This window comes from Burkholderia sp. AU16482, assembly GCF_002223285.1.
GTDB lineage: Bacteria > Pseudomonadota > Gammaproteobacteria > Burkholderiales > Burkholderiaceae > Burkholderia > Burkholderia semiarida.
In genome coordinates, this window is sequence record NZ_NKEY01000006.1 from 980,678 (window position 1) to 1,003,414 (window position 22,737).

20 protein-coding genes are annotated in these 22,737 nt (G+C 70.1%); 7 read left to right on the forward strand and 13 right to left on the reverse strand.

Annotated features, from left to right (window positions below; genetic code table 11):
• Window positions 1–60: 60 nt before the first annotated feature.
• Window positions 61–1,482 carry a sensor histidine kinase gene (locus CFB35_RS21785; RefSeq protein ID WP_059574680.1) on the forward strand — a complete coding sequence of 474 codons (1,422 nt, stop codon included), beginning with the start codon at window positions 61–63 and terminating at the stop codon, window positions 1,480–1,482.
• Between the two features lie 33 nt (window positions 1,483–1,515).
• On the opposite strand, the gene CFB35_RS21790 is transcribed toward CFB35_RS21785, so the two are convergent.
• The 8 genes from CFB35_RS21790 to CFB35_RS21825 form a co-directional block, all read right to left on the reverse strand.
• Window positions 1,516–2,382 carry an MOSC domain-containing protein gene (locus CFB35_RS21790; protein WP_059574567.1) on the reverse strand — a complete coding sequence of 289 codons (867 nt, stop codon included), beginning with the start codon at window positions 2,380–2,382 and terminating at the stop codon, window positions 1,516–1,518.
• Between the two features lie 94 nt (window positions 2,383–2,476).
• The gene (locus CFB35_RS21795) at window positions 2,477–3,430 is read right to left on the reverse strand and encodes an ABC transporter substrate-binding protein (RefSeq protein WP_059574565.1); all 954 of its coding nucleotides are present in this window, start codon (window positions 3,428–3,430) and stop codon (window positions 2,477–2,479) included.
• A 32-nt stretch (window positions 3,431–3,462) separates the two neighbouring features.
• Window positions 3,463–4,644: a cytochrome c gene (locus CFB35_RS21800; RefSeq protein WP_059574563.1), complete on the reverse strand. Its 1,182-nt coding sequence runs from the start codon at window positions 4,642–4,644 to the stop codon at window positions 3,463–3,465.
• Window positions 4,645–4,694: 50 nt separating this feature from the next.
• The gene (locus tag CFB35_RS21805; RefSeq protein WP_059574561.1) at window positions 4,695–5,516 is read right to left on the reverse strand and encodes an ABC transporter ATP-binding protein; all 822 of its coding nucleotides are present in this window, start codon (window positions 5,514–5,516) and stop codon (window positions 4,695–4,697) included.
• Complete coding sequence (locus tag CFB35_RS21810; RefSeq protein ID WP_060011323.1) at window positions 5,510–6,604, reverse strand: ABC transporter permease; 1,095 nt, start codon at window positions 6,602–6,604, stop codon at window positions 5,510–5,512. The genes CFB35_RS21805 and CFB35_RS21810 overlap by 7 nt, the downstream gene beginning before the upstream one ends.
• A 4-nt stretch (window positions 6,605–6,608) precedes the next feature.
• Entirely contained in the window at window positions 6,609–7,643 is a 1,035-nt protein-coding gene (locus tag CFB35_RS21815; protein ID WP_060011325.1) for an ABC transporter substrate-binding protein, read from the reverse strand.
• A 48-nt stretch (window positions 7,644–7,691) separates the two neighbouring features.
• Complete coding sequence (locus CFB35_RS21820) at window positions 7,692–8,531, reverse strand: class II aldolase/adducin family protein (protein ID WP_060011327.1); 840 nt, start codon at window positions 8,529–8,531, stop codon at window positions 7,692–7,694.
• Between the two features lie 33 nt (window positions 8,532–8,564).
• Window positions 8,565–9,650 (reverse strand): LLM class flavin-dependent oxidoreductase, encoded by a 1,086-nt coding sequence (locus CFB35_RS21825; RefSeq protein WP_060011329.1) that lies wholly within the window; start codon window positions 9,648–9,650, stop codon window positions 8,565–8,567.
• A 260-nt stretch (window positions 9,651–9,910) separates the two neighbouring features.
• Between CFB35_RS21825 and CFB35_RS21830 the strand changes: the two genes are divergently transcribed.
• Window positions 9,911–11,269: an acyl-CoA dehydrogenase family protein gene (locus CFB35_RS21830; RefSeq protein ID WP_060011331.1), complete on the forward strand. Its 1,359-nt coding sequence runs from the start codon at window positions 9,911–9,913 to the stop codon at window positions 11,267–11,269.
• Window positions 11,270–11,357: 88 nt separating this feature from the next.
• Here the strand turns inward: CFB35_RS21830 and CFB35_RS21835 are convergent, their stop codons facing one another.
• Window positions 11,358–12,332 (reverse strand): LysR family transcriptional regulator, encoded by a 975-nt coding sequence (locus tag CFB35_RS21835; RefSeq protein ID WP_179231774.1) that lies wholly within the window; start codon window positions 12,330–12,332, stop codon window positions 11,358–11,360.
• A 17-nt stretch (window positions 12,333–12,349) separates the two neighbouring features.
• On the opposite strand from CFB35_RS21835, the gene CFB35_RS21840 reads away from it, so the two are divergent.
• Complete coding sequence (locus CFB35_RS21840) at window positions 12,350–12,916, forward strand: cysteine dioxygenase (protein WP_060011336.1); 567 nt, start codon at window positions 12,350–12,352, stop codon at window positions 12,914–12,916.
• Window positions 12,917–13,021: 105 nt separating this feature from the next.
• The gene (locus CFB35_RS21845; protein ID WP_060011337.1) at window positions 13,022–14,647 is read left to right on the forward strand and encodes a rhodanese-related sulfurtransferase; all 1,626 of its coding nucleotides are present in this window, start codon (window positions 13,022–13,024) and stop codon (window positions 14,645–14,647) included.
• A gap of 69 nt (window positions 14,648–14,716) precedes the next feature.
• On the opposite strand, the gene CFB35_RS21850 is transcribed toward CFB35_RS21845, so the two are convergent.
• Window positions 14,717–15,862: a glycerophosphodiester phosphodiesterase gene (locus CFB35_RS21850; protein ID WP_060011339.1), complete on the reverse strand. Its 1,146-nt coding sequence runs from the start codon at window positions 15,860–15,862 to the stop codon at window positions 14,717–14,719.
• A 370-nt stretch (window positions 15,863–16,232) separates the two neighbouring features.
• Between CFB35_RS21850 and CFB35_RS21855 the strand changes: the two genes are divergently transcribed.
• Both CFB35_RS21855 and CFB35_RS21860 read left to right on the forward strand, forming a co-directional pair.
• Complete coding sequence (locus CFB35_RS21855) at window positions 16,233–17,300, forward strand: phytoene/squalene synthase family protein (protein WP_060011341.1); 1,068 nt, start codon at window positions 16,233–16,235, stop codon at window positions 17,298–17,300.
• A gap of 486 nt (window positions 17,301–17,786) precedes the next feature.
• The gene (locus tag CFB35_RS21860) at window positions 17,787–18,986 is read left to right on the forward strand and encodes a porin (protein ID WP_059574542.1); all 1,200 of its coding nucleotides are present in this window, start codon (window positions 17,787–17,789) and stop codon (window positions 18,984–18,986) included.
• Between the two features lie 114 nt (window positions 18,987–19,100).
• Here the strand turns inward: CFB35_RS21860 and CFB35_RS21865 are convergent, their stop codons facing one another.
• The 3 genes from CFB35_RS21865 to CFB35_RS21875 all read right to left on the reverse strand — a co-directional run bounded on the left by CFB35_RS21865 (window position 19,101) and on the right by CFB35_RS21875 (window position 21,549).
• Entirely contained in the window at window positions 19,101–19,520 is a 420-nt protein-coding gene (locus CFB35_RS21865; RefSeq protein ID WP_059574540.1) for a cupin domain-containing protein, read from the reverse strand.
• A 10-nt stretch (window positions 19,521–19,530) separates the two neighbouring features.
• Window positions 19,531–19,968 (reverse strand): carboxymuconolactone decarboxylase family protein, encoded by a 438-nt coding sequence (locus CFB35_RS21870; RefSeq protein WP_059574538.1) that lies wholly within the window; start codon window positions 19,966–19,968, stop codon window positions 19,531–19,533.
• A gap of 96 nt (window positions 19,969–20,064) precedes the next feature.
• Entirely contained in the window at window positions 20,065–21,549 is a 1,485-nt protein-coding gene (locus CFB35_RS21875) for a PLP-dependent aminotransferase family protein (protein ID WP_060011342.1), read from the reverse strand.
• Window positions 21,550–21,714: 165 nt separating this feature from the next.
• Between CFB35_RS21875 and CFB35_RS21880 the strand changes: the two genes are divergently transcribed.
• Window positions 21,715–22,632, forward strand: coding sequence for a LysR family transcriptional regulator (locus tag CFB35_RS21880; protein WP_059574534.1), 918 nt, complete (start codon window positions 21,715–21,717; stop codon window positions 22,630–22,632).
• The last annotated feature ends 105 nt before the right edge of the window (window positions 22,633–22,737 follow it).

Consider the following 22,737-nt stretch of genomic DNA (forward strand, 5'->3'; position numbering starts at 1 on the left):
GTGCTCGCCGGCGGCCGACGCGGCGCCTGCGATCGTTGGCGCGGCCCGGCCGAACGCATGATGACCCGCCCGAACCTGCGCGCGCAGGTCGCGCTGTGGCTGCTGCTGCCGCTGCTCGGCCTGCTCGCGCTCGACTCGTGGCTCACGTACCAGCGCGCGATGAGCGCCGCGCACGTCGCGTTCGACCGCACGCTGTCGTCGTCGCTGAAGTCGATCCGCGAAGGCGTGCGGCTCAACGACGGCGAGATCGAGGTCGACCTCCCGTATCTCGCGCTCGAAATGCTCGAATCGAGCGACGGCGGCAAGATCTACTACCTGATCCGCGAGGACAACGGCCGCACGGTCACCGGCTATCCGGACCTGCCGCTGCCGCGCGGGCGCGACGCGGGCGACGGCGCGCTGTTCGTCACGCGCTACTACGACGTCGTGTATCGCGGCGAACAATTGCGGATGGCCGCGCTGCGCATCCCGGTGCACGACGTGCCGACCGCGCAATCGCGCATCGTGTGGGTGATGGTCGGCGAGACGATCGAGGCGCGCCAGGCGCTCGCGCGCGAGATCCTGATCGGGTCGCTGCTGCAGGAAGGGCTGCTCGTCGTGCTGGCGCTCGGGATCGTGTGGCTCGGCGTCGGGCGCGGGCTGCGGCCGCTGAACCGGCTGTCGGCGACCGTCGCCGCGCGCAGCGAGGACGACACGACGCCGCTCGACACGGGCGCGATGCCGAGCGAACTCGCGCCGCTCGTCGATTCGATCAACCAGTACATCGGCCGCACGCAGCGGATGCAGGTGGCGCGGCGCCGCTTCTTCGCCGATGCGGCCCATCAGTTGAAGACGCCGCTCGCGGCGGTGCAGGCGGGCGTCGAGCTCGCGCTGCGGCCCGACGAGCAGCCGCGCATGAACGTGCACCTGCGGCGCGCGAACGGCGCGGTGCGGCAGGCCGCGAAGATCGTCCAGCAATTGCTGTCGCTGTCGCGGCTCGATTCGGACAGCGGTCATGCGGTCGCGCACAAGCCGGTTGCGCTGCACCGGCTCGCGCGCAGCGTGACGCTCGACTGGTCGCCCGTCGCCCGCGCGCGCGACATCGATCTTGGCTTCGAGCACGAGGCAGACGTCGACGTGCTCGGGCAGTCCGACCTGCTCGGCGAGATGATCGGCAACCTGATCGACAACGCGATCCGTTATGCGGGCGACCATGCGGTGATCACGGTGCGTGTCTCGCGCGACGGCGAAGCGGCGCGGCTCGACGTGATCGACGACGGGCCGGGCATTCCGGCCGACGAACGCGACGCGGTGTTCGAGCGCTTCCATCGCGGCAGCAAGACGCAGACGGTCGAAGGCACCGGGCTCGGGCTGTCGATCGTGCGGGAAATCGCGCGCGTGCATCAGGGGAGCGTGACGTTGGCCGATGCGGCCGGCGGCGGGCTGATCGTGACGATCCGGCTGCCGGCGGCGGTGAACGACGCGATGCCGCGCGCCGTATGACGGCGCGCGTAGTAGCGGGCCGCGCTGTCCGGCTCAATCGCCGAAGCCGATCTCCGCTTCGACGGGCTGCCCGACTTCGAGCCACGCGCCGGCGCCTTCGACGACGATCGCATTGATGCCGAACGTCAGCGCGCCGTCGTAGTTCGGGTTCGCGCGATAGGTCTGCATCGTGTCGGTCGGCTCGTGCGGCCATGCCGGGTCCGGCGTGCCGGTGGCCTGGTCGATCGTCGGCACCGGGCAGCGCGTGCACAGCTTGACGAGCCGCAGCCGCACCGGCGTGTCGCCGCCGGCGTCGAGATGCTCGACGAAATCCTCTTCGTACGCATCGAGATCCGACACGACGATGTTTGGCCGGAAGCGGTTCATCGGGATCGCCGGCGCGCCCTTCGCGGCAAGCCGCGCGTTCAGGTCGTCGAGCGACGACTGGCCGATCACCAGCAGCGGATAACCGTCCGCGAACTGCGTATGCGTATCGATGTCGCCGGTCCATTTGCGGTTGCAGCCGCGGCGTGCGTCGGGGCTGAAGCGCGCGAGCTTCGTCGGCACGCCGAGGAATTCGGTGAGCCACGCGGCCGTGTCGGCACCGGTGTCGATCGCGTCGACCGTGTCGCGCCACACGGTGGCGGCCATCTTCGGTGTGGCGGGCGTTGCGTCACCGTCGAGCGGCGTGCGAATTTCCGGCATGCCCGGCGCGTTCAGCACGAGCGCATCGCGCTCGAGCGTCGGGCGGATCAGCGCGAGGCGCGGGTGTGTGCGCTGCGTGAGCATCTGCCCGTGCGGATCGGTGATCAGCCAGTGACGGTCGTACGCGAGGCCCGTTTCGAGCAGTTGCGCGCGCGACAGCGCGATGCCGGCGCAGGATTTGATCGGGTAGACGAAGAGTTCGGTGATGGCTGGCATGACGTGACGCTGGCTGGAGGCGGGATGATCGAATCGCGATTGTGCCAGATCATGCGTGAGCCGTTCGGGCGGTCGTGCGCCGCCACGCGGTCCGTCAGGCGAGCGGGAAACCCGTATCGAAGGTCGTGCGCACGTCGAGCGGCTGGCGCAGCAGCCCGGCCTTCAGGTAGAAGTCGGCCGTGCGCTGCTGTTCGGCGATCACCGCTGCGTCGATCGGCTGCCAGCGCGTGCCGCGGCGCTCGAACTGCAGCTTCGCGGCGGCCGGTGGAATGCCGATGATGCGTGCGAGCGCCGCCGAATACGCGTCGACGTGCCGGTACGACCAGGCCTGCGCGCGCACGACGCGCCGCAGGAAATCGTGCAGCACGTCGCGCTTCGATGCGATCGCCGCGTCGGTCGCCGCGAGATAGCTGAGGCCCGACCACAGCCCGCGGCCGTTGACCAGCACGCGCGCGCGGCCGCTCGTTTCGGCGAGCGCGGTGTAGGGCTCCCAGGTCGCCCACGCGTCGATCGAACCGGTGGCGAGCGCCAGCATCGTGTCGGCCGGCGGCAGGAAGCGGAACGACACCGCATCGGGCGGCAGGCCGGCCGCATCGAGCGCCTTCAGCGTGACGAAATGGCCGATCGAGCCGCGCGTCGTGCCGATGCGCTTGCCTTTCAGGTCGGCCGCGCCTTTCAGCGCGGCGTCGGGTTGCACGAGCACGGCCGTGCCGTATGGATCGGAACGGTTCGCGCCGATCACCTTGATGCGGGCGCCCGAGGCGAGCGCGAAGATCACCGGCGCGTCGCCGATCGGCCCGCAGTCGACGGCGGCCGCGTTCAGCGCTTCCGCGAGCGGCGCGGCGGCCGGGAATTCGGTCCACGCGATGTCGTACGCGAGCCCGTTCAGTTCGCCGGCCGCTTCGAGCAGCGCGCGCAGCCCGCCTTTCTGGTCGCCGGCGCGCAGCAGCGGGCGTACGCCCGACTGCGCGCGCACGGCGGCCGGGGCGGCGGCGATCGTGGCAAGGGCGCTCGCCTGCGCGAGGAAATGGCGTCGGGTCGGATTCATCGTGAAGTTCGGTTCAAGAAAGGTTCAGGGATTCAATGCGGAAGCCCGGCCTGTACGTCGCGCACGGGTTCCTGGTCGACGCGCAGCAGCAGCGCGGTCAGTGCGTCGCCGCTCGTGGCGCGCGCGGCCGGGCGGGCCACCGTGTCCGAGCGGCACAGCAGGTCGGCATCCGACCAGCCGGCGCCGCCCGGCAATGCGCGCGCCCGCAGCCAGCCGCGCCGATCCGCAAGCAGTTGCGTGCCGGCGAGCGAATCGGGCGCGACGCCGGCGATCGTCGCGAACGCGCGCCACGCATCGGCGGTCGTTGCCACGCAGTTCGCACGCGGGCCGGCTGACGGCGGCACGGGCGCGCCGCGTTCGGTAACGAGCAAGGTTTGCCAGCGCGCGTCTTCCTGCGGTGGTGTCGCGCCGGCCGCGAGCGCAACGACGCGCACGCGCTGGCCTTCGCGCCAGCGCTCGAGCGCCTGGGGCGCGGCGTCGCCGCACCGCACGTCGAGCGCCGGCAGCGGGACGGGCACCGGCCACGCGCCTTCCGCCTGTGCGCTGCTGCCGGCGGCCAGCGCTTTCAGGTAATCGAGCACGGCCCATGTGTCCTGCGGGCCGAGCGTCGCCGCGAAGCCGGGCATCGTCGACGCACCGTGCTCGTCCCGCGTGCCGTGGCGCACGCGCCAGAACAGTTCGCCGTCGAGCCGACGCGCGAGCAGCGCGCCGGCGAAGGTCGGCGGCCAGTGCGCGAGCGTGGCCGCGAGCGGGCCTTCCCCGCGTCCGTCCGCGCCGTGGCAGGCCGCGCAATGTTGCGCATACAGGTGCGCACCGCGCATCACGTTCGACACGGAAAACGGCGCGGGGTCGCGCTGGAAGCTCGTCGGCACGGCGGGCGCGAGCCACAGCGAAGCGGGCGGCCACGGCGCGAACCACGCGACGGCCAGCGCGGCGATGGCCGTCGCGACACGCCACTTGCGCGAAGCCAGCGCGGCGCAGGCGAGCCCGACGGCCAGCGCCGTCAACGTACACGCGAACGCGAGTTGCCGCGTGAGCCCCGCGTCGATGCGCAGCGTTTCAAGCGCGATGCGGTGTGCCCACGGCCACGCGGCCTGGCCGTCGGCGTCGCCGGTCAGGCCGATCGCGTGCAACCCATGCGCCAACGCGATTTGCGCGCGATACAGCAGTTGCAGGAACGCGATGGCCCAGTCGGCGAACGGCGGCGCGTTCATCGCGCGCGCCTCCGGCGGACCGCATTCGAACGTCGAACGGCACCCGGCATCTACCAGCTCGCATCGAGCCCGAGATGCCGCAGCGCGTCGTGGCGCAATTCGGCGAGGCGCGGGTCGCCGCGATGGCGCGGGTAGGGCAGGTCGACGCGCAGTTCGGCGACGATCCGTGCCGGGCGCGGCCCGAACACGATCACGCGCTGCGCGAGAAACAGCGCTTCTTCCACGTCGTGCGTGACGAGCAGCGCGGAGAAGCCGTCGCGTTGCCACAGCGCGGTCAGCTCGGCCTGCATCGTGAGCCGCGTCAGCGAATCGAGCTTGCCGAGCGGTTCGTCGAGAATCAGCAGGCGCGGGTCGTTGACGAGCGCGCGGGCGAGCGCGACGCGCTGCGCCATCCCGCCGGACAACTGATGCGGAAACACGTTCGCGAAGTCCTCCAGCCCGACGCGCGCGAGCGCATCGTCGACGCGATGCTGCGCGGTGCGTGCCACGCCGCGCGCTTCGAGGCCGAGCGCGACGTTCGCGCGCACGCGCCGCCACGGGTACAGCGTCGGGTCCTGGAACACGACGATGCGCGACGGATCGGGGCGCTCGATCGCCACGCCGTCCTGCGCGATTCGGCCTTGGTTGGCGGCGTCGAGCCCCGCGACGAGGCGCAGCAGCGTCGATTTCCCGCAGCCGCTCGGGCCGAGCAGCGCGACGAATTCGCCGGCCGCGACCGACAGCGACACGTCGTCGAGCACCGGCAGCGCGCCGCCGGGGCCGCCGAACGCATGGCTCACGCGGCGGATGTCGATGCGTGCGCCGCGCGGCGGCGCGACGGCGGGCGCCGCAGCAGTGGCGGCGGACGGTTCGAGTACGGCGGCGCTTACCATTTGACGGTTCCTTTCTGCCAGGCGAGCACGCGGTCGCGCACCGCGAACAGCAGCGCGATCAACCCGGAAAACAGCAGCGCCATCACGATCAGCGCCGCATACATGTTCACGTACGACGCCCAGCCCTGCGCCCAGCTCAAATACCAGCCGAGCCCCGACTTGACGCCCATCATCTCGGCGACGACCAGCACCGTGAACGACGCGCTCAGCCCCATGAAGATGCCGACGAACACGTGCGGCAGCGCGGCCGGAATCGCGACGCGCAGCACGAGGAAGCGCGCGTTCGCGCCGAGCGTGCGCGCGACGTCGTAGTACTGCTTGTTCACGCTCGCGACGCCCGACCACGTCAGCACGGCGACCGGGAAGCCGGTTGCAAGCGCGATCAGGAACGCGGCGGCCGAATAGCTCGACGGGAAGAAGTAGAACGTGAGCGGCAGCAGCGCGGTGGCCGGCACGGGCCCAAGCACGCGCAGCACCGGATGCACCCAGTAGCCGATCCGGCGCGACCAGCCGATCGACACGCCCACCGCGAAGCCGACCGTGACGCCGTACGCGAAGCCGAGCGCGAGCAGCTTCAGCGTGTTGCCGGCGCTGCCGGCGAGGCGCGGCCAGTCGTCGACGTAGACCTCGATCAGCGCCTGCGGCGGCGCGAAGAACGGCGTCGGCAGCCAGCCGGTTTTGGCGGTGACGATTTCCCACGCGGCGAGCACGAGCGGCAGCGCGACGAGCCACGGGCCGGCCGGGCGAACGCGTGCGAGCCGCGTGCGGGTCGCGGGAACGCGATGGCCGAGCGTCGCGGCGACGAGCAGCAGCGCGGCGATCGTCCACGCGGCCGTGCCGAACGTGTCGGTGTACGCCCAGTCGCTGAAGCCGACGATTCGGTTCGGCCACAGGTGCGTCAGCGCGCCGAGCGCGGCCCACGCGAATGCGGCGGCGATGCCGGTCGGCCAGGTGCGCGCGCGCCGGGCTTCCGCGGCCAGCGCGGCGTCGCAGGTCGTGCAGGCCGCTCGCGCGGAAGCATTGGCGTTGGCGGCGCCGGCCGGGGCCGATGCGGCGCGTGCGGCGGACGCATGTTCGATCGTCGACATCGCGTTACCCCAGTACGTTCGCATAGACCTGCTGCGCGAAGCGCTGCGGGTCCGTGCTCTTCTTCAGCACGCTGATGCGGCGGAAGTCGTCCGCATAGAACGCGATTTCCTGCTGCAGGTCGACGTTGGTCGGGTGGTGCGTGTAGGTGAGCGTCGCGTACAGCTTGCGCAGATCCTCGGGGCTGATCTTCGGCGAATACTTCGCGAACACCTTCGCGGCTTCGTTCGGGTTGTCGTGCGTGTACTCGGTGGCCTGCACGATCGAGCGCGCGAGCGCGGCGGCCGACGGCCGGTCGTTGCGCACGAGATCGCCGCGCGCGCCGATCACGCAGCACACCTTGCGCGCGTATTCGCCGGACAGGTTGGTCGCGAGTTCGGTATACGCGCCGTTGCTGCGCTTTTCGAGCAGGTAGAGATTCGGGTCGCCGTCGGCGATCGCGTGGATTTCGCCCTTGTCGACCGCGACGCCGAGCAGGTCGGCCGGATACTGCCGCCACGTGATGTCGCGCTCGGGATCGACGCCGTTCTTCGCGAGCAGGATCGAGAAGAAGTGCTTGCCGGGCGCGGCCAGATCGCTGACGCCGACCGTCTTGCCCTTCAGCGCCTGCAGCGTCGTGACGCCGGCCGCCTTCGCGCCGAGCAGTCGCACGCAGCCGCCGTGCGAGCTGCCGATGATCTTCACGTCGAAGCCGGCTTCGAGCGGCTTCAGCCAGCGGTGGATCATCCCGACCGCCGCATCGGCCTTGCCGGTCGCGATCGATTCGAGCAGTTGATCGGTCGAGCCGCTGTAGTTGATCAGCTCGACCTGCAGCCCGTTCTTCTCGAAGAAGCCGCGCTCCTGCGCGACGACGATCGGCGTCAGGCAGAACGCGTTCTGGTTCCACGCGAACGTGAGCTTCTTCAGCGGCGGCGCCGACCACGCGTGGCGGCCGAGCGTGATTGCCGGCACGGCGAGCGCGGCGGCGCCGGCCGCGCGCAGCAGCCGGCGGCGTTGGTCGTCGTGCGCGTCGTGGGGCGCGGGTGCGGTGGTTTGGGTCATGGTCTGGTCTCCGGTGTGGCGCAAGTCCGTTATTGGCGTGAACAGGCCCTAATCGAGCAGGTCGGGTTCGTCGGCGACGACGCGCGCGAACAGGCTGTCGAACGCATGCAGCGCACCGTCGGGACCGCCGATCTGGCCGTGCGTATGGCGCGCGGTCGCGTGATCGATCGGTTGCGGCGTGCCGGCCGCTTCGGCCAGCAACTGCGTGTGCGCGACGTTGTCGAGCGCGATGTACCACCACGCGGCGGCCTCGACCGTCGGGCCGGCCGTCAGGATCCCGTGGTTCTTCAGGATCACGCCCTTGTGCGTGGTGCCGTCCGGCTTCGCGAGCGCATCGGCGATCCGCGCGCCTTCGCTGGTGTCGACGACCATCCCGGTGAAATCGTCGAACAGCGCGTGATCCTCGTAGAACACGCACGCGTCCTGCGTGAGCGGATCGAGCGGGCGGCCGAGCGTCGACCATGCCTTGCCGTACGTCGAATGCGTGTGCGCGGCGGCGACCACGTGCGGATGGGCCTCGTGGATCGCCGCATGGATCGCGAACGCGGCCTTGTTCAGCGGCCGCTTGCCGATCGCGGTTTCGCCCCGTGCGTTGACGAGCAGCAGGTCGGAGACCTTGATCTGCGAGAAATGCACGCCGAGCGGGTTCACCCAGAAATGATCCGGCAGCTCCGGATCGCGTGCTGTGATGTGGCCCGCGAGGCCCGCCGCGAAGCCGAAGCGCGCGAACAGGCGGAACGCGGCCGCGAGCCGCTCCTGCCGGTGGCGGCGCTCGGCGGCGACGTCGAGGCGCGGTGCGGGCGGATCGAACCAGAAGTGCTGGCGCGGCGTGTCGGCGAGCACGAGGCCCGATGCGGTACGGTTGGGCGAGGACAGGACGGCGGACATGATCGCGTAGGGCTCCGTATGGCTCCGTTGGGCTCAGGCCGCGCGGCGCGCCGCGTCGCGTGCGGCGACGGCGCCGCGCACACGCGGAATCAGTTCACGGCCGTAGTCGATCGCGTCTTCCAGCGGGTCGAAGCCGCGGATCAGGAACGTCGTCACGCCGAGGTCGTAGTAGTCGAGCAACGCGTCGGCGACCTGTTCGGGCGTGCCGACGAGCGCCGTCGAATTCGAGCGCGCGCCGGTGAGCTTCGCGATCTCGGTCCACAGCCGCTTGTCGACGCGTGAGCCGCGCTCGGCCGCGGCGAGCAGGCGGCGTGCGCCTTCGCTCTGCTGTGGGCCGCCGGCGCCGAGCCCGGCCGCTTCGCGCAGCCGGCGCGTTTCGTCGAGGATGCGGTGCGCACGCGCCCACGCTTCGTCCTCGGTCGCCGCGAGGATCGGGCGGAAGGATACGGAGAAGCGCACCTGGCGGCCGTGTTTCGCGGCTTCGGCGCGCACGCGCGTCGTCAGGTCGCGCACCTGGTCGAGCGATTCGCCCCACAGCGCGTACACGTCCGCGTGCTTGCCGGCCACCGCGAGCGCGGCTTCCGACGCGCCGCCGAAGTAGATCGGCACGTGCGGCTGCTGGAACGGCTTCACTTCCGAGAAACCCTGCTTGAACCGGTAATGCGCGCCGTCGTGATCGAACGGCTGCGCTTCCGTCCAGATTCGCCGCAGGATGCCGAGGTATTCGTCGGTGCGTGCATAGCGCGCGTCGTGATCGAGGAAATCGCCGTCGCGCTGCTGCTCGCTGTCCGAGCCGCCGGAGATGAAGTGCACGGCGAGCCGGCCGCGGCTGAACTGGTCGAGCGTCGCGATCTGCCGCGCGGCGAGCGTCGGCGCGGTGAAGCCGGGGCGATGCGCGAGCATGAAATGGATGCGCTCGGTCGCGGCCGCCGCGAACGCGATCGTCAGCGTCGCCGACGGGCCGGTCGAGTGATGCGGCACGAGAATCCGGTCGAAACCGGCCGTTTCGTGGGCGCGGGCAAAGTCGCGCACATAGTCGGGATCGACCACGGGGCCGGACGCCGGGTGGATTTCCGACTGCTTCTGGCTCTGGATCATGCCGATGAATTCGACGCTCATCTGGGTCTCCGGTGCAGGGATGTCCCGGCGCACGGCCGGGCAGGAATGGAGCGCAGGTTAACGCCGGGATCATGCGGAATGGAAATAATCAATCCGGATTTGAATATCAGATTTGCATGGTTTGGGGCCGTATGGGTTGCGCATACGCTGTGGGCTCGTGAATGATCGGGCGCGCGTTGGCGCTGTTTTCGCCTGCTGTTTGCGCCCGCCGTTTTCGTCGTTCCGCCGCCGTGTTCGACCTACCCAGGGAATCCGTTTCGATGTCCGCCAGCCTTGCCGTTTCCTCGCCGCCACCGCAACCCTCGCTGCGCCTGCTGCCCGCGGACGCCGCCAAGCCCGCCCACGCCGACGCCATCGACGAGACGGACGACGCGCGCCTCGCCGCGCTGCTCGAGCGTCTCACTCCCGAACTCGCCGCCGATGCGGCCCGCAACGACGTCGAGGCCCGCTTTCCGCACGAGAACTTCGCGCGACTGCATCGTGCCGGGCTGATCGCGCAGGTCGTGCCGCGCGAGCATGGCGGCGCCGGGGCGACGCTGGCGCGGGCGAGCCGGATCGTCGCGGCCGTCGCGCGGGCCGATCCGGCAACCGCGCTGGTACTGACGATGACGTATCTGCAGCACCGCGCGCTCGGCCGCGCCGACAACCGCTGGCCCGCGCAGGTGCGGCGCGCGGTGTTCGACAGCGCGGTTGCGCACGGCGCGCTGATCAACGCGCTGCGCGTCGAGCCGGCGCTCGGCTCGCCGTCGCGCGGCGGGCTGCCGGCGACCCTCGCGCGCCGCGATGGCGACGGCTGGCGGCTGTCGGGCCACAAGCTCTACAGTACCGGGATTCCGGCGCTGCGCTGGCTGGCCGTGTGGGCGCGCACCGACGAACCGGCGCCGCGCGTCGGCGTGTTTCTCGTGCCGCGCGACCCCGCGGCGGACGGCGATCGCATCCGCGTGATCGAAAGCTGGAATCACCTCGGCCTGCGTGCGTCCGGCAGCCACGAAGTCGTGTTCGACGACGTGCCGCTGCCGGCCGACCATGCAGTCGACGTACGCGCGCCGGACGCATGGACCGTATCGGCCGCCACTCATGCGGATGCCGACGCGCAGGCGGACCAGCAGGCGTGGATGGTCGTGCTGCTCGGCAGCCTGTACGACGCGGTGGCGCGTGCGTCGCGCGACTGGCTCGTCGAATTCGCGACGACGCGTGCGCCGAGCGGGCTCGGCGCCCCGCTCGCGACGCTGCCGCGCGTGCAGGAGGCGGTCGGGGAAATCGAAGGCTGGCTGCACGCGAACCGTGTGCTGCTCGACGATCACATCGCGCGCACCGACGCCGGCAACGCGCCGTCGGTGACGACCAGCGGCCTCGTCAAGCGCACCGTGACCGAGCACGCGATCCGGACGGTCGAGCAAGCGCTGAAGCTGTCGGGCAATCACGGGCTGAGCCGCGGCAATCCGCTCGAACGCCACTATCGCGACGTGCTGTGCAGCCGCGTGCATACACCGCAGGACGATGCGATCGCGGTGGCGGCGGGGCGGGCGGCGCTCGACGTGGCGACGCGCGGGCAGACGAATGCAGGGGCGGACGCGACGTCACGCACCGGGAGCGAAGGCGGTCGACGCGATGCGTGAGCCGGGCCAGGTTGCCGCGCACGGCAACGGCGCGGCGCGACGCAGGCGCCGCGCGGCCACCGAGGCTACCGCGGCCACCGAGGCTACGTTACGCGGCCTTGTCGTGCGATTGCTCGGGCAGCGCGAACGCCGTGCGCGCATGCGCGGCGACGGCCGCGAGCGGCGCGTCGAGGCGCGCGGCATCGTGCCGGCGCAGCAGCCACAGATCGATCTGCGGCTTGAAATCGGCAAGCGGCACGATATCGAGCGCGTCGCGCAGCGGGCTGCCTTCGACGAGCGGCAGCGGCATCAGCCCGAGGCCGAAGCCGTTGGCGACGCTCTGCAGTTGCAGGTCGCGGCCGTACGCATCGAGCGTGACCGGCATCGGCAGGCCCTGCGCGTCGAGCGCGCGCCGCAGGCCCGCACGAAAGCCGCAGCCGTCCGGGTTGAGCACCCAGCCGCGCGCGTGGCAATCGGCGAGCCGGTAGCTGCGGCGCGGCCAGTCGCCCTTGCGGCCGACCGCGACGAGCCGCGTGGCCAGCAAGCGTTCACCCTCGACCTGCGCCGGCAGCACCATCTCGCGCGCGAGGAAGACCAGCGCCGCATCGAGTTCGCGGCGGGCGATGCGGTCGACGAGCAGGCCGCCCCATGCGGTCGTGACCTGCGTCGCGAGTGCGGGCCACTGCGCGGCGAGATCCGCGATCAGCGCGGGCAGCATCAGTTCGCCAAGGCCCTGCGTGAGCCCGATCCTGAATTCACCGGCGGGCGGCTGCTGGCCGGCCGTCAGTTCGCGCAGCGCGTCGACCTCGCGCAGGATCGCGCGACACTGCTCGAACACCTGCCGGCCGATGTCGGTCGGGCGCGGCGGCTTCGTGTTGCGGTCGAGCAGCGTCACGCCGAGCGTTTCCTCGAGATTCTGGACGCGCCGCGTGATCGCGGGCTGCGTCATCCCGAGCTCGGCCGCGGCCTGGCTCAGGGTCTGGCAGCGGACGACCGCTGCAAAAGCGTCGATATCGCTAATTTTCATGTTTGTTCTGCATGGTCTTTCGGGTGCATCATGACGATCCATCATATTCGGCATCATATTCGAGGAGACGGCCGATGAGTACGCTTTCGTTGCAACAGACGCCGCTGCGTCCGTTCGTCGATGGTCTGGATGCGCTGCTCGCGTCCGGCGCGAACGAGGCGCGCATTCTCGACGAGGGCGGCGCGCTGCTCGCCGCGCTCGTCGAGCACGACGACTGGTTGCCCGACGCATTCGCGCAGCCCGATCCCGAGCGTTACCGGCAGTACCTGCTGCATCTGGACCCGGACGAGCGCTTCTCGGTCGTCAGCTTCGTGTGGGGGCCGGGCCAGGCGACACCGATCCACGATCACACGGTGTGGGGGCTGATCGGGATGCTGCGCGGCGGCGAGTTCTCGCAGCCGTACCGGTTCGACGCGGCCGGCAGGCCGGTGCCCGCGGGCGACGCCGTGCGGTTGCGGCCGGGCGAGGTCGAGGCCGTGTCGCCGCGCATCGGCGACGTTCACCGCGTGACCAACGCATTTGCCGACCGCGTATCGATCAGCATCCACGTGTACGGCGCGAACATCGGCAAGGTCGAGCGCGCGGTTTACCTGGACGACGGTACCGTGAAGCCGTTCGTGTCGGGCTATTCGAATGCCTGACGCAACGCCCGCTCGCGCGGCCCGTGGCGGGCGCGCGGCGGCAGGGCCACGATCGAGCCGTTCCGTTTTCTTCACCGACTTCAACGTATTCAACCCAGAGACATCGTGACGCACTCCGCAGATTCCCTTTCCCGTTTCCCCGTCGCGTCGTACCAGGACGTACGCGCGCGCCTGCTTGCCCGCGACGAGATCGCGCTGATCGACGTACGCGAGGAAGATCCGTACGCGCAGGGCCATCCGCTGTGGGCCGCCAATTTTCCGTTGTCGAAGCTCGAACTCGACGCGTGGACGCGGATTCCGCGCCGCGACACGCCGATCGTCGTGTTCGGCGAAGCGGGCGGCGAGGATCTCGCGCCGCGCGCGGCCGCGACGCTCGTGCGGCTCGGCTACACCGACGTGCGGCTGCTCGACGGCGGCCTCGCCGGCTGGGTCGCCGCGGGCGGCGAACTGTTCATCGACGTGAACGTGCCGAGCAAGTCGTTCGGCGAATGGGTCGAGGCCGAGCGTCATACGCCGTCGCTGTCCGCGCAGGAGGTGCAGGCGCTGATCGACGCGAAAGCCGATGTCGTGATCGTCGACGCGCGCCGCTTCGACGAATACCAGACGATGAACATCCCGACGTCGACCAGCGTGCCGGGCGCTGAACTCGTGCTGCGCGTGCGCGCGCTCGCGCCGGACCCGCGCACGCAGGTGATCGTCAACTGCGCGGGCCGCACGCGCAGCATCATCGGCACGCAGTCGCTCGTCAACGCGGGGCTGCCGAACCCAGTCGCCGCGCTGCGCAACGGCACGATCGGCTGGACGCTGGCCGGCCAGACGCTCGAGCGCGGCGCCGCACGGCGCTTTCCGGACGAGATCGACGCGACGCAGCGCGCCGAAGCGCGTCGGGCCGCCCGCGCGGTGGCCGAGCGCGCCGGCGTGCCGCGCATCGCGCTGGCCGACGTCGCCGCGCTCGCCGAACCGGGCCGCACGCTGTACCGCTTCGACGTGCGCACGCCGGAGGAATACGAAGCCGGCCACCTGCCGGGCTTCTTGAGCACGCCGGGCGGCCAGCTCGTGCAGGAGACCGACCATCATGCGGCCGTGCGCGGCGCGCGGATCGTGCTGGCCGACGACGACGGCGTGCGCGCGGACATGACCGCGTCGTGGCTCGCGCAGATGGGCTGGGACGTGCGCGTGGTCGAGCCGGCCGGCGCCGCGGCATTCGTCGAGCGCGGCCAGCCGCCGCGCGACGTGCCCGCGACGCCGCCCGCGGCCGACGTGTCGCCCGCGACGCTCGCCGGCTGGCTGAAGGAGGCCGCGCCCGGCGAGCTCGCGATCGTCGACGTGACGGCCAGCGCGAACTACGTGAAGCGTCATGTGCCGGGCGCGTGGTTTGCCGTGCGTGCGCAGTTGCGCGACGCGCTGGCCGCGATTCCGCCCGCGAAGCGCTACGTGTTCACGTGCGGATCGAGCCTGCTTGCGCGGTTCGCGGCGGATGACGCCCGCGCGCTGCTGCCGGCGTCGGCCGAGATCCGCGTGCTGACCGGCGGCACGGCCGCGTGGATCGACGCCGGGCTGCCGCTGGAGAGCGGCGAGACCCGTCTTGCGTCGCCGCGCATCGACCGCTATCGGCGCCCGTACGAAGGCACCGACAACGCGGCCGCGGCGATGCAGGCGTATCTCGACTGGGAATACGGGCTGGTCGACCAGTTGAAGCGGGACGGCACGCACCACTTCAACGTGATCTGACCGACGCGGTGCAACCGGGCGCGGCACCTCGTGCGCGGCGCCCGGTCGCGTGCGGGTCGGCGCTTCGTGTCAGCGCTTGAACGTATCGACGGCCGTGCGGCCGACGGCCGGATCGTCGGTGAAGAAGCCGTCGATGCCCGCGCGCAGGTACGCCTGGATCTCGCGCACCGAGCCGCCCGTGTTGCGCGTGGCCGGCGTGCCGCCGTCCTTCAGCGATGCGGGCAGGAAGTTGTTTTCCGGGCGGAACGTGTACGGATGCACGACGAGGCCGGCCTCGTGCGCGTAGCGCACGAACGGCGTCGGCTGCTGCAGCGTGCCGTCTGCGGCGACCGCGATGATCGACGTCTTGTACGGGCCGACGCCGTTCGCATAGGTCGCGATCTCGCGCATGCCGTCGCGCGTCGACAGGTCGCCGTAGGTGCGCGTGTCGTTCGCCTTCACAAAGTCGTACGGGCGCTGACCGGCTTCGTCCATCAGCTGCACGAGCTGCCAGTTCGGTTGGCTTGACTTGATCCGGTTGCGGATCGCTTTCAGGTTCGCGACTTCGAACGACTGGATGTAGACGGTCGCCGTGCGCGACGTGTATGAATCCTTCAGCAGCGCGTCGACGAGACGGTCCTCGAGCGGCAGGCCGATCGACTGGAAGTAGGTCGGATGCTTGGTTTCCGGGTACAGATGGATCGTGCGGCCTGTCTGCGCGGACATCTGCTTCGCGAGCGCGACGATCTCGTCGAACGTCGGAATCTCGAACTGGTCGTTGTAGGCCGTATTCGCGGGGCGCACCTGCGGAATGCGCTCGCGCGCCCGCAGCGTCTTCAGCTCCGCGAGCGTGAAATCCTCGGTGAACCAGCCGGTCAACTGCGCGCCGTCGATCGTCTTGGTCGCCTTGCGGCCGGCGAACTGCGGCAGCGCCGATACGTTCGTCGTGCCCGAGATCTCGTTCTCGTGGCGCGCGACGAGCACGCCGTCGCGCGTCGACACGAGGTCGGGCTCGATCACGTCCGCGCCGTCCTCGATCGCCTTGCGATACGACGCGAGCGTGTGTTCGGGGCGCAGCGCGCTCGCGCCGCGATGGCCGACCACCTGGACCTTCGCGGAGATCGGCTGCGTGGGATCGCGCGTCAGGGCGTCGTCGCCGCCGCACGCGGCGAGCAGGAGCGCGGCGGCGCAGGCGAACGGGGCATAGCGCAGGGAGGTCGGGCGCTTGAGGAGCATGTCGTTGAACCTTCGAAACGGAGTCGGAAAGGGCGCTCGAGTCGGCGGCCCGGCGAGAAGCCGGGCAGAACGGAATCGAACGGTGCGCGATCGTCGCATCGAATAATTACATATTTATTACTTGGACCTTTCCGTTCTGTTTTGAAGGGGCGACGGGCGCGGCAGCGCGAGCGACGGCAGCCTTGCGCACATCGCATTCCGGCCGTCACAGCGAACCCGCGCGCCGGATGCACTAAACTTGCGGGAATTTTGCATCGCCGCACCGGGGCCGACGCCCGCCGCGCGCGACGATGCGGCGACTCGCGGGCCGGCGCGGGCGCCCGGCGCCCGTGTGCGCCCGGGGCCCGCGCCGGCCGATTTTTCCCGACTCATGACGACCCATACCGATCCTGCCTATCTGCTCGGCGACCTGCTGAAGAACGTATCCCGCTCCTTCTACCTGACGCTGCGCGTGCTGCCCGACGGCATGCGCGACCCGGTCGGCCTTGCGTATCTGCTTGCACGCGCGGCCGATACGATCGCCGACACGGCGCTCGTCGCGCCTGACCGGCGCGCGGCGCTGCTGACCGACCTGCGCGACGACATCGAGCGTCTCGGCGACGGTGCGGCGCTGTCGCGTTCGCTCGAGGACGTGACGCGGATGCAGACCGATTCGCACGAACACCTGCTGCTCGGTTCGATGGAACCGATGCTCGCGCTGTTGCGCGCGCAGTCGGAGGTCGATCGCGCGTCGATCCGCAAGGTCGTCGCGACGCTCACCGCGGGGATGGAATTCGACCTGCGCACGTTTCCGGACGAGCGGTCGGGGCAGGTCGCATCGCTGCCCACGCGGGGCGAACTCGACCGCTACACGTACCTCGTCGCCGGCTGCGTCGGCGAATTCTGGACCGACATGACGGGCGCGCACACGCGCGCCGCGCGCGGCTGGGACCTGCCGGACATGCGCGAGAAGGGCATCCGCTTCGGCAAGGCGCTGCAGATGACGAACATCCTGCGCGATTGCGCGAAGGACCTGCGCATTGGCCGCTGCTACCTGCCCGACGACGTGCTGCGCGCGCACGGGCTCGTCGTGGCCGACCTGATGCGGCCCGATGCGTCGGCGCGCGCACGCGGCGTGCTGGTCGACCTGCTGCGCGGCGCGCTCGACCAGTATCGCGACGCATGCCTGTATACGCTCGCGATCCCGCGCCGCTTCGTGCGGCTTCGGCTCGCCTGCCTGTGGCCGATCATGATCGGCCTCGAAACGCTCGAACTGCTGGCCGGCCACGCTGCGTGGCTCGACCCGGCGCAGCCGGCCAAGGTGCCGAGAAAGCGCGTCTACCGGATCATGGCGGCGTCGCTCGCGCTGGTCGGTTCGAACACGGCGATCCGCGCGCGCCTGAGCGCGCTCGCCGACGCCGTGACCGCGCGGCTCGCGCGCCCCGCGTCGCAGCACTGAAGCGCGTCGGTGCGACCGGCACCGACGTCGCGTCCCGGCCCGCGCTCGCCGGGCCGTTCCCGTCCGATCTCCCGTGCCCCGTGCACGGACAAAAACGTTTTCATGATTTCGTGTCTCGAAATGTGGGTGTCACGAACGTCGGCGATCCTGCGCGGCGGCGTGAATCGCGGCGTCAGCTTCGATCGCGCATTTGTAAGATGTTTGGTTGCCGAAGGCGTCTGACGACATCGGACGGTCGCGTTGCACCCGTAAAAATGTAAAGCTAGGGTTTTCACCGGCAAATGCCGGAAAGGCCCGCCGCACAAGCATTTCGAGCTGTTATGTAACCGTTTGGTGAACGCCCGCGTTGCGTCGATCATACGATGACCGACTGCACATGTTGGGAAACAATTGGTAATCCGTCAGAATCGCGTCGGCATGTACTCGCACATGTGTCGGTCACAAAACCACACCAGAAAAGAAACATTCTTTGAGGACGGAGAATCAATGAAAAAGCGCGTCGCTTTCGCCATGACGGCAGTGGGTCTCGCAGCCGCTACCGCCGCCCACGCCCAGAGCAGCGTGACCCTGTACGGTATCGTCGACAACGGCCTGGCATACCAGAACAACGCGGCCCCGTCGACGGGTGCGACGACCGGCGGTCACTCGAAGGTATCGATGTCCACCGGCGTATGGGCAGGCAGCCGCTTCGGCCTGAAGGGCAGCGAAGATCTCGGCGGCGGCACGAAGGCGATCTTCCAGTTGGAAGCAGGCGTGAACTCGGCGACCGGCGCGTCGCAATGGGCAGGCGGTATCTTCACCCGCCAGGCATGGGTCGGTATGACGAACCAGGCGTACGGTACGCTGACGGCCGGCCGTCAGTACACGGCGTACTACACGCTGCTGTCGCCGTACAGCCCGACGACGTGGCTGACGGGCGCATACGGCGCGCACCCGGGTGATATCGATTCGCTGGATACCAGCTACCGCGCGAACAACTCGCTCGTCTACATGTCGCCGAAGTTCTACGGCTTCACGGTCGGCGGTTCGTACTCGTTCGGCGGCGTGCCGGGCAGCGTCAACCGCGGCTCGACGTGGAGCGCGGCGGTCCAGTACCTGAACGGCCCGGCAGGCATCGCGGTCGGCTATCAGAAGGTCAACAACTCGACGCTCGGCGGCGGCGTGTGGGGCGACAACTCGACGGTCACGAGCGGCGGCCAGCCGGCGGTGTCGGCGCTCAATGCCGGTTATCAGACGGCGCAATCGCAGCAGCGCATCGGCGTGACGGCCGGTTACCAGTTCACGCCGGCGTGGGATGTGTCGGCGTCGTACACGAACGTCAAGTACACGCCGGGCGTCGGCTCGGTGTTCCGCAACAGCGCGATCTTCAACACGGCCGGCGCCGTGCTGCACTGGAAGGCAGCGGCTCAGTGGGACTTCGCGGTCGGCTACTCGTACACGGCGGCGACGCAGTCGAACGGCATCACGAGCGCGGCCAAGTACCATCAGGTCACGCTGTCGCAGTACTACAGCCTGTCGAAGCGCACGGGCCTGTACGCACTCGAGGCTTACCAGCACGCGTCGGGCAATACGCTGAGCAAGACTGGCACCATCCAGGCAGCAACGACGCAGATCGGCGACGGCGTGGCGGCAGGTTCGAAGCAGAACCAGATCGCTGTCGGCGTCGGCATGATCCACCGCTTCTAAACGTCGCGCGGCGCGCGAGCGCCGCTCACGGCATGCGGTATGAAAAAACCGGCTTTCGAGCCGGTTTTTTCGTTTACGTCGCGAGCATTCGCCCGATTCGTCCGATTCTCCGGATCACTGATCGATCGGCGATTTCAGCGGCTGATGCTCGCCCGTCAGCCCGAACACGACCAGTTGCGCGGGCTCGGTCGCGCTCGCGTTGCGCGATACCTGATGGCGCGAGCCGGGCGGCTCGTACCAGCCTTCGCCGGCGCGATAGCGGCGCAGCGGGCCGCCGTTCACCTGCGACAGCACTTCGCCTTTCGACACGACCGCGAAGACCGAGCCGAGATGCCGGTGCGCGTCGGACGCCTGACCGGGCGCATAGTCGACCGTCGCGACGACGACGAGCTTGCCGGGCGCTTCGGGCACGGCCTGCTGCATGATCGCGTGGACGCTGTCGCCGGCGTCGTGCGCGTGGGCGGCGGCCGGCAGTGCCGCCGCGAGCACGAGCCCGATGCACGGCGCGATGCGATGGAGCGGGGAGCGAATCATCGTCGCCGCCTTACTCGGGCATCTTGCGGAACGCGATCGCGAAGCGGTTCCACGAGTTGATCGTCGCGATCAGCATCGACAGGTCGAACAGCTCCTCGTCGGTGAAATGCGGCTTCACGGCTTCCCAGACGGCGTCGGGCACGTGGTTGCCGGCCACCAGCGTCAGCGCCTCGGTCCATTCCAGCGCCGCGCGTTCGCGCTCAGTGAAGAACGGCGTTTCACGCCACGTGACGACGGTCGCGAGACGGCGGTCGGTTTCGCCGCCCTTGCGTGCGTCGCTCGTATGCATGTCGACGCAGAACGCGCAGCCGTTGATCTGCGACGCACGCAGACGGACGAGTTCGGCGAGCGGCTTCTCGATCGAGCACTTCGCGAGGAATTCCTCGGCGTTGCGCATCACCTTGATCGCATTCGGGCTGGCGGCATAGAAGTTCAGGCGCGGTTGCATGGCAGGTCCTTTTCGGTTGGGTAGCGCCGGGGTGGCGCGACAGGACCCACTTTAGGACGCGTACTGGCCTGCTTGAATAGCCAATTCCGTGGAAATTCAGGTAACCAGTGGCGGCCCGCCTGCGATGCCGGCTTCCAGCAGCCGGGCCAGCTTCGCGAGCGCCGTGTCGATGCGCAGCGCGTCGATCCCGCCATAGCCGAACAGCAGCCCGGCACGCACCGGCACGTCCGCGTGGAACGCGGAGATTCCGTACAGGCCGATGTCCTGCGCCCGCGCCGCGCGGACCAGCGCCGCTTCGTCGAGCCCCGGCTTCAGGTGCGCGGCGAGATGGATGCCGGCGGTCGGCACGATCGCGTCGAACCACGGCGCGAGTTCGCCGCGCAGGTGCGCGATCAGCACCTTGCGCCGCGCGTCGTAGTGCTTCTGCACGCGTTTCAGGTGCCGCGCGAAATCGCCATCGTGCATGAAGCGCGCGAGCGCCGCCTGCGTCAGCGTGCACGTGTGCCAGTCGACGATCTGCTTCGCCTTGGCCAGCGCGCCGCGCAGCGCGCGCGGCGGAATCGCGTAGCCGATCCGCAACTCGGGAAAGATCGTCTTCGAGAACGTGCCGACGTACGCGACGAGGCCCGTGCGGTCGAGGCTCTTCAGCGATTCGACCGGGCGGCCTTCGAAGCGGAATTCGCCGTCGTAGTCGTCCTCGATGATCACTGCACGGCGACGCTGCGCCCATTCGAGCAGCGCGACGCGGCGGTCGAGCGTCATCGGCATGCCGAGCGGGAACTGATGCGACGGCGTCACGTAGACGAGCCGTGCGTCGTCCGGCAGCCGTTCCGTGACGAGGCCGTGCGCGTCCACCGGCACGCCGGTCACCGTCGCGCCGAGCGACGCGAACGCGGCGCGCGCGGGCGGATAGCCGGGATCCTCGACGGCGACGACGTCGCCCGGCCGCACGACGACGCGCGCGATCAGGTCGAGCGCCTGTTGCGCGCCTTGCGTGACGAGCACGTCGTCCCAGCTGCATGCGACCGCGCGGCTGAATCCGACGTAGCGCGCGATCGCGCCGCGCAACTGCGGGTCGCCGGCCGGATCGTGATACTGGCCGGGGCCGCGCGCCTGCTGGCGCAGCGCGTGATGCAGGCAGCGCCGCCATGCGTCGAACGGGAACAGCGTCTTGTCGGTCACGCCGCCGCGAAAGTCGAAGCCGGGCGAATCGTGCGGCGCGGGCATCGCGAGCGCGTCCGGCAGGTCGTTCCACAGCGCGCGCGCATCGACCGCGTCGATGCGCGGCATCTCGTCGACGATCGACGGCGCCGACGCGGCCGCGGCGTGCGGCACGCGCGCGAGGCCGTCCGCAACGAACGTGCCGTCGCCGGCGCGCGTATTCAGGTAACCCTCGGCCACCAGGCGCTCGAACGCGTCGAGCGTCGTCTTGCGCGACACGCCGAGCTGTTTCGCGAGGTCGCGCGTCGACGGCAGCCGCGCGCCGGCTTCGAGACGCCCGTCGACGATCGCGGTGCGCAGTTGCCGGAAGATTTGCCCCGTCAGGTCGTGACGGCCTTCGATGCGGATCGCGATGTCCATCGCAGTGGTTACCTCGATTCGTGTCATTTCGCCTCGGCCAGCATACCGGAAGTCGAGCGCGCCGGCGGCGGTTCGTGGCTCGTGGCCGCGGCCGCCATCGCGCGATTGGACCGCCGTGCGCTGCTGCCTTACGATCCACGACAAACCTCACCGCGGAGCGACCTCATGCTGTCCGAAGACGAACTGGCACTGCTCGACGCGATCCGCGCCACCGGCAGCCTGTCGCGTGCCGCCGCGCGGCTCGGCAAGGCGCCGTCGACGGTGTCGCACGCGGCGCGCCAGCTCGAAACGCGCTTCGACGCGCTGCTGTTCGACCGGCGCGGCTACCGGCTGCAGCTCACGCCGGCCGGACAATTGCTGGCCGACGAGGCGGCGCGGCTCGCGCTCGACGTCGCCCGGCTGACGCAGCGCGTGCGGCAGGTCGCGAGCGGCTGGGAGGACCGGCTGTGGATCGTCAGCGACGAGGTGCTGGAGTTCGATACGCTCGTGCCGGTCGTCCGCGCCTTCGATGCGCTCGATTCGGGCGTGTCGCTGCGTTTCACGCACGAGGTGCTCGGCGGGACCTGGGAAGCGTTGCGCGACGGCCGCGCGGATCTGGTCGTCGGTGCGACGAACGAGCCGCCGGCCATTCCAGGCCTCAAGTGGTTCGAACTCGGCGCGATGGAGTGGGTGTTCGCGGTGTCGCCGCGCCATCCGCTGGCGTCCGCGCGCGGCCCGCTGACGCGCGACGCGATCGGTGCGCACCGCTCGGTCGTCGTCGCCGATTCGTCGCGGCGCGCGGCCGGCCGCGCGTATGGCCTGCTCGGCGGGCAGGCCGTGCTCGCGGTGCCGTCGATGCGCGCGAAGATCCTCGCGCAGCGCGATGCGCTCGGCGTCGGCTGGGTGCCGCGCCGGCGCGTCGCGTCGCTGCTCGCGCGCGGCGAACTGGTCGAGAAGCAGACGGCCGATCCGCGCGAGCCGAATCTGTTGTACGTCGCGTGGCACGGCGATCGCGACGGCCGCGCACTGCAATGGTGGCTGGAGCAATTGCGCGAGCCGAGACTCGCACGGCGGCTGCTCGACGGGATCGACGTGGTCGGCTGAACGCGCCCGCGCGAACATGTTCGACGTTTTCGAACATGTTCGTCGCGCCCGTCGTACGGCAAGGCCGGGCGCCGCGCGCATCCTGTGTTCACGGTCAACTCACCG

What these genes read in the sequence shown, in the direction of transcription:
- CFB35_RS21785 (WP_059574680.1), top strand. Translation starts at nt 61, where the DNA reads ATGACCCGCCCGAACCTGCGCGCGCAGGTCGCGCTGTGGCTGCTGCTG.
- CFB35_RS21790 (WP_059574567.1), bottom strand. Translation starts at nt 2,382, where the DNA reads ATGCCAGCCATCACCGAACTCTTCGTCTACCCGATCAAATCCTGCGCC.
- CFB35_RS21795 (WP_059574565.1), bottom strand. Translation starts at nt 3,430, where the DNA reads ATGAATCCGACCCGACGCCATTTCCTCGCGCAGGCGAGCGCCCTTGCC.
- CFB35_RS21800 (WP_059574563.1), bottom strand. Translation starts at nt 4,644, where the DNA reads ATGAACGCGCCGCCGTTCGCCGACTGGGCCATCGCGTTCCTGCAACTG.
- CFB35_RS21805 (WP_059574561.1), bottom strand. Translation starts at nt 5,516, where the DNA reads ATGGTAAGCGCCGCCGTACTCGAACCGTCCGCCGCCACTGCTGCGGCG.
- CFB35_RS21810 (WP_060011323.1), bottom strand. Translation starts at nt 6,604, where the DNA reads ATGTCGACGATCGAACATGCGTCCGCCGCACGCGCCGCATCGGCCCCG.
- CFB35_RS21815 (WP_060011325.1), bottom strand. Translation starts at nt 7,643, where the DNA reads ATGACCCAAACCACCGCACCCGCGCCCCACGACGCGCACGACGACCAA.
- CFB35_RS21820 (WP_060011327.1), bottom strand. Translation starts at nt 8,531, where the DNA reads ATGTCCGCCGTCCTGTCCTCGCCCAACCGTACCGCATCGGGCCTCGTG.
- CFB35_RS21825 (WP_060011329.1), bottom strand. Translation starts at nt 9,650, where the DNA reads ATGAGCGTCGAATTCATCGGCATGATCCAGAGCCAGAAGCAGTCGGAA.
- CFB35_RS21830 (WP_060011331.1), top strand. Translation starts at nt 9,911, where the DNA reads ATGTCCGCCAGCCTTGCCGTTTCCTCGCCGCCACCGCAACCCTCGCTG.
- CFB35_RS21835 (WP_179231774.1), bottom strand. Translation starts at nt 12,332, where the DNA reads ATGATGCCGAATATGATGGATCGTCATGATGCACCCGAAAGACCATGC.
- CFB35_RS21840 (WP_060011336.1), top strand. Translation starts at nt 12,350, where the DNA reads ATGAGTACGCTTTCGTTGCAACAGACGCCGCTGCGTCCGTTCGTCGAT.
- CFB35_RS21850 (WP_060011339.1), bottom strand. Translation starts at nt 15,862, where the DNA reads ATGCTCCTCAAGCGCCCGACCTCCCTGCGCTATGCCCCGTTCGCCTGC.
- CFB35_RS21855 (WP_060011341.1), top strand. Translation starts at nt 16,233, where the DNA reads ATGACGACCCATACCGATCCTGCCTATCTGCTCGGCGACCTGCTGAAG.
- CFB35_RS21860 (WP_059574542.1), top strand. Translation starts at nt 17,787, where the DNA reads ATGAAAAAGCGCGTCGCTTTCGCCATGACGGCAGTGGGTCTCGCAGCC.
- CFB35_RS21865 (WP_059574540.1), bottom strand. Translation starts at nt 19,520, where the DNA reads ATGATTCGCTCCCCGCTCCATCGCATCGCGCCGTGCATCGGGCTCGTG.
- CFB35_RS21870 (WP_059574538.1), bottom strand. Translation starts at nt 19,968, where the DNA reads ATGCAACCGCGCCTGAACTTCTATGCCGCCAGCCCGAATGCGATCAAG.
- CFB35_RS21875 (WP_060011342.1), bottom strand. Translation starts at nt 21,549, where the DNA reads ATGGACATCGCGATCCGCATCGAAGGCCGTCACGACCTGACGGGGCAA.
- CFB35_RS21880 (WP_059574534.1), top strand. Translation starts at nt 21,715, where the DNA reads ATGCTGTCCGAAGACGAACTGGCACTGCTCGACGCGATCCGCGCCACC.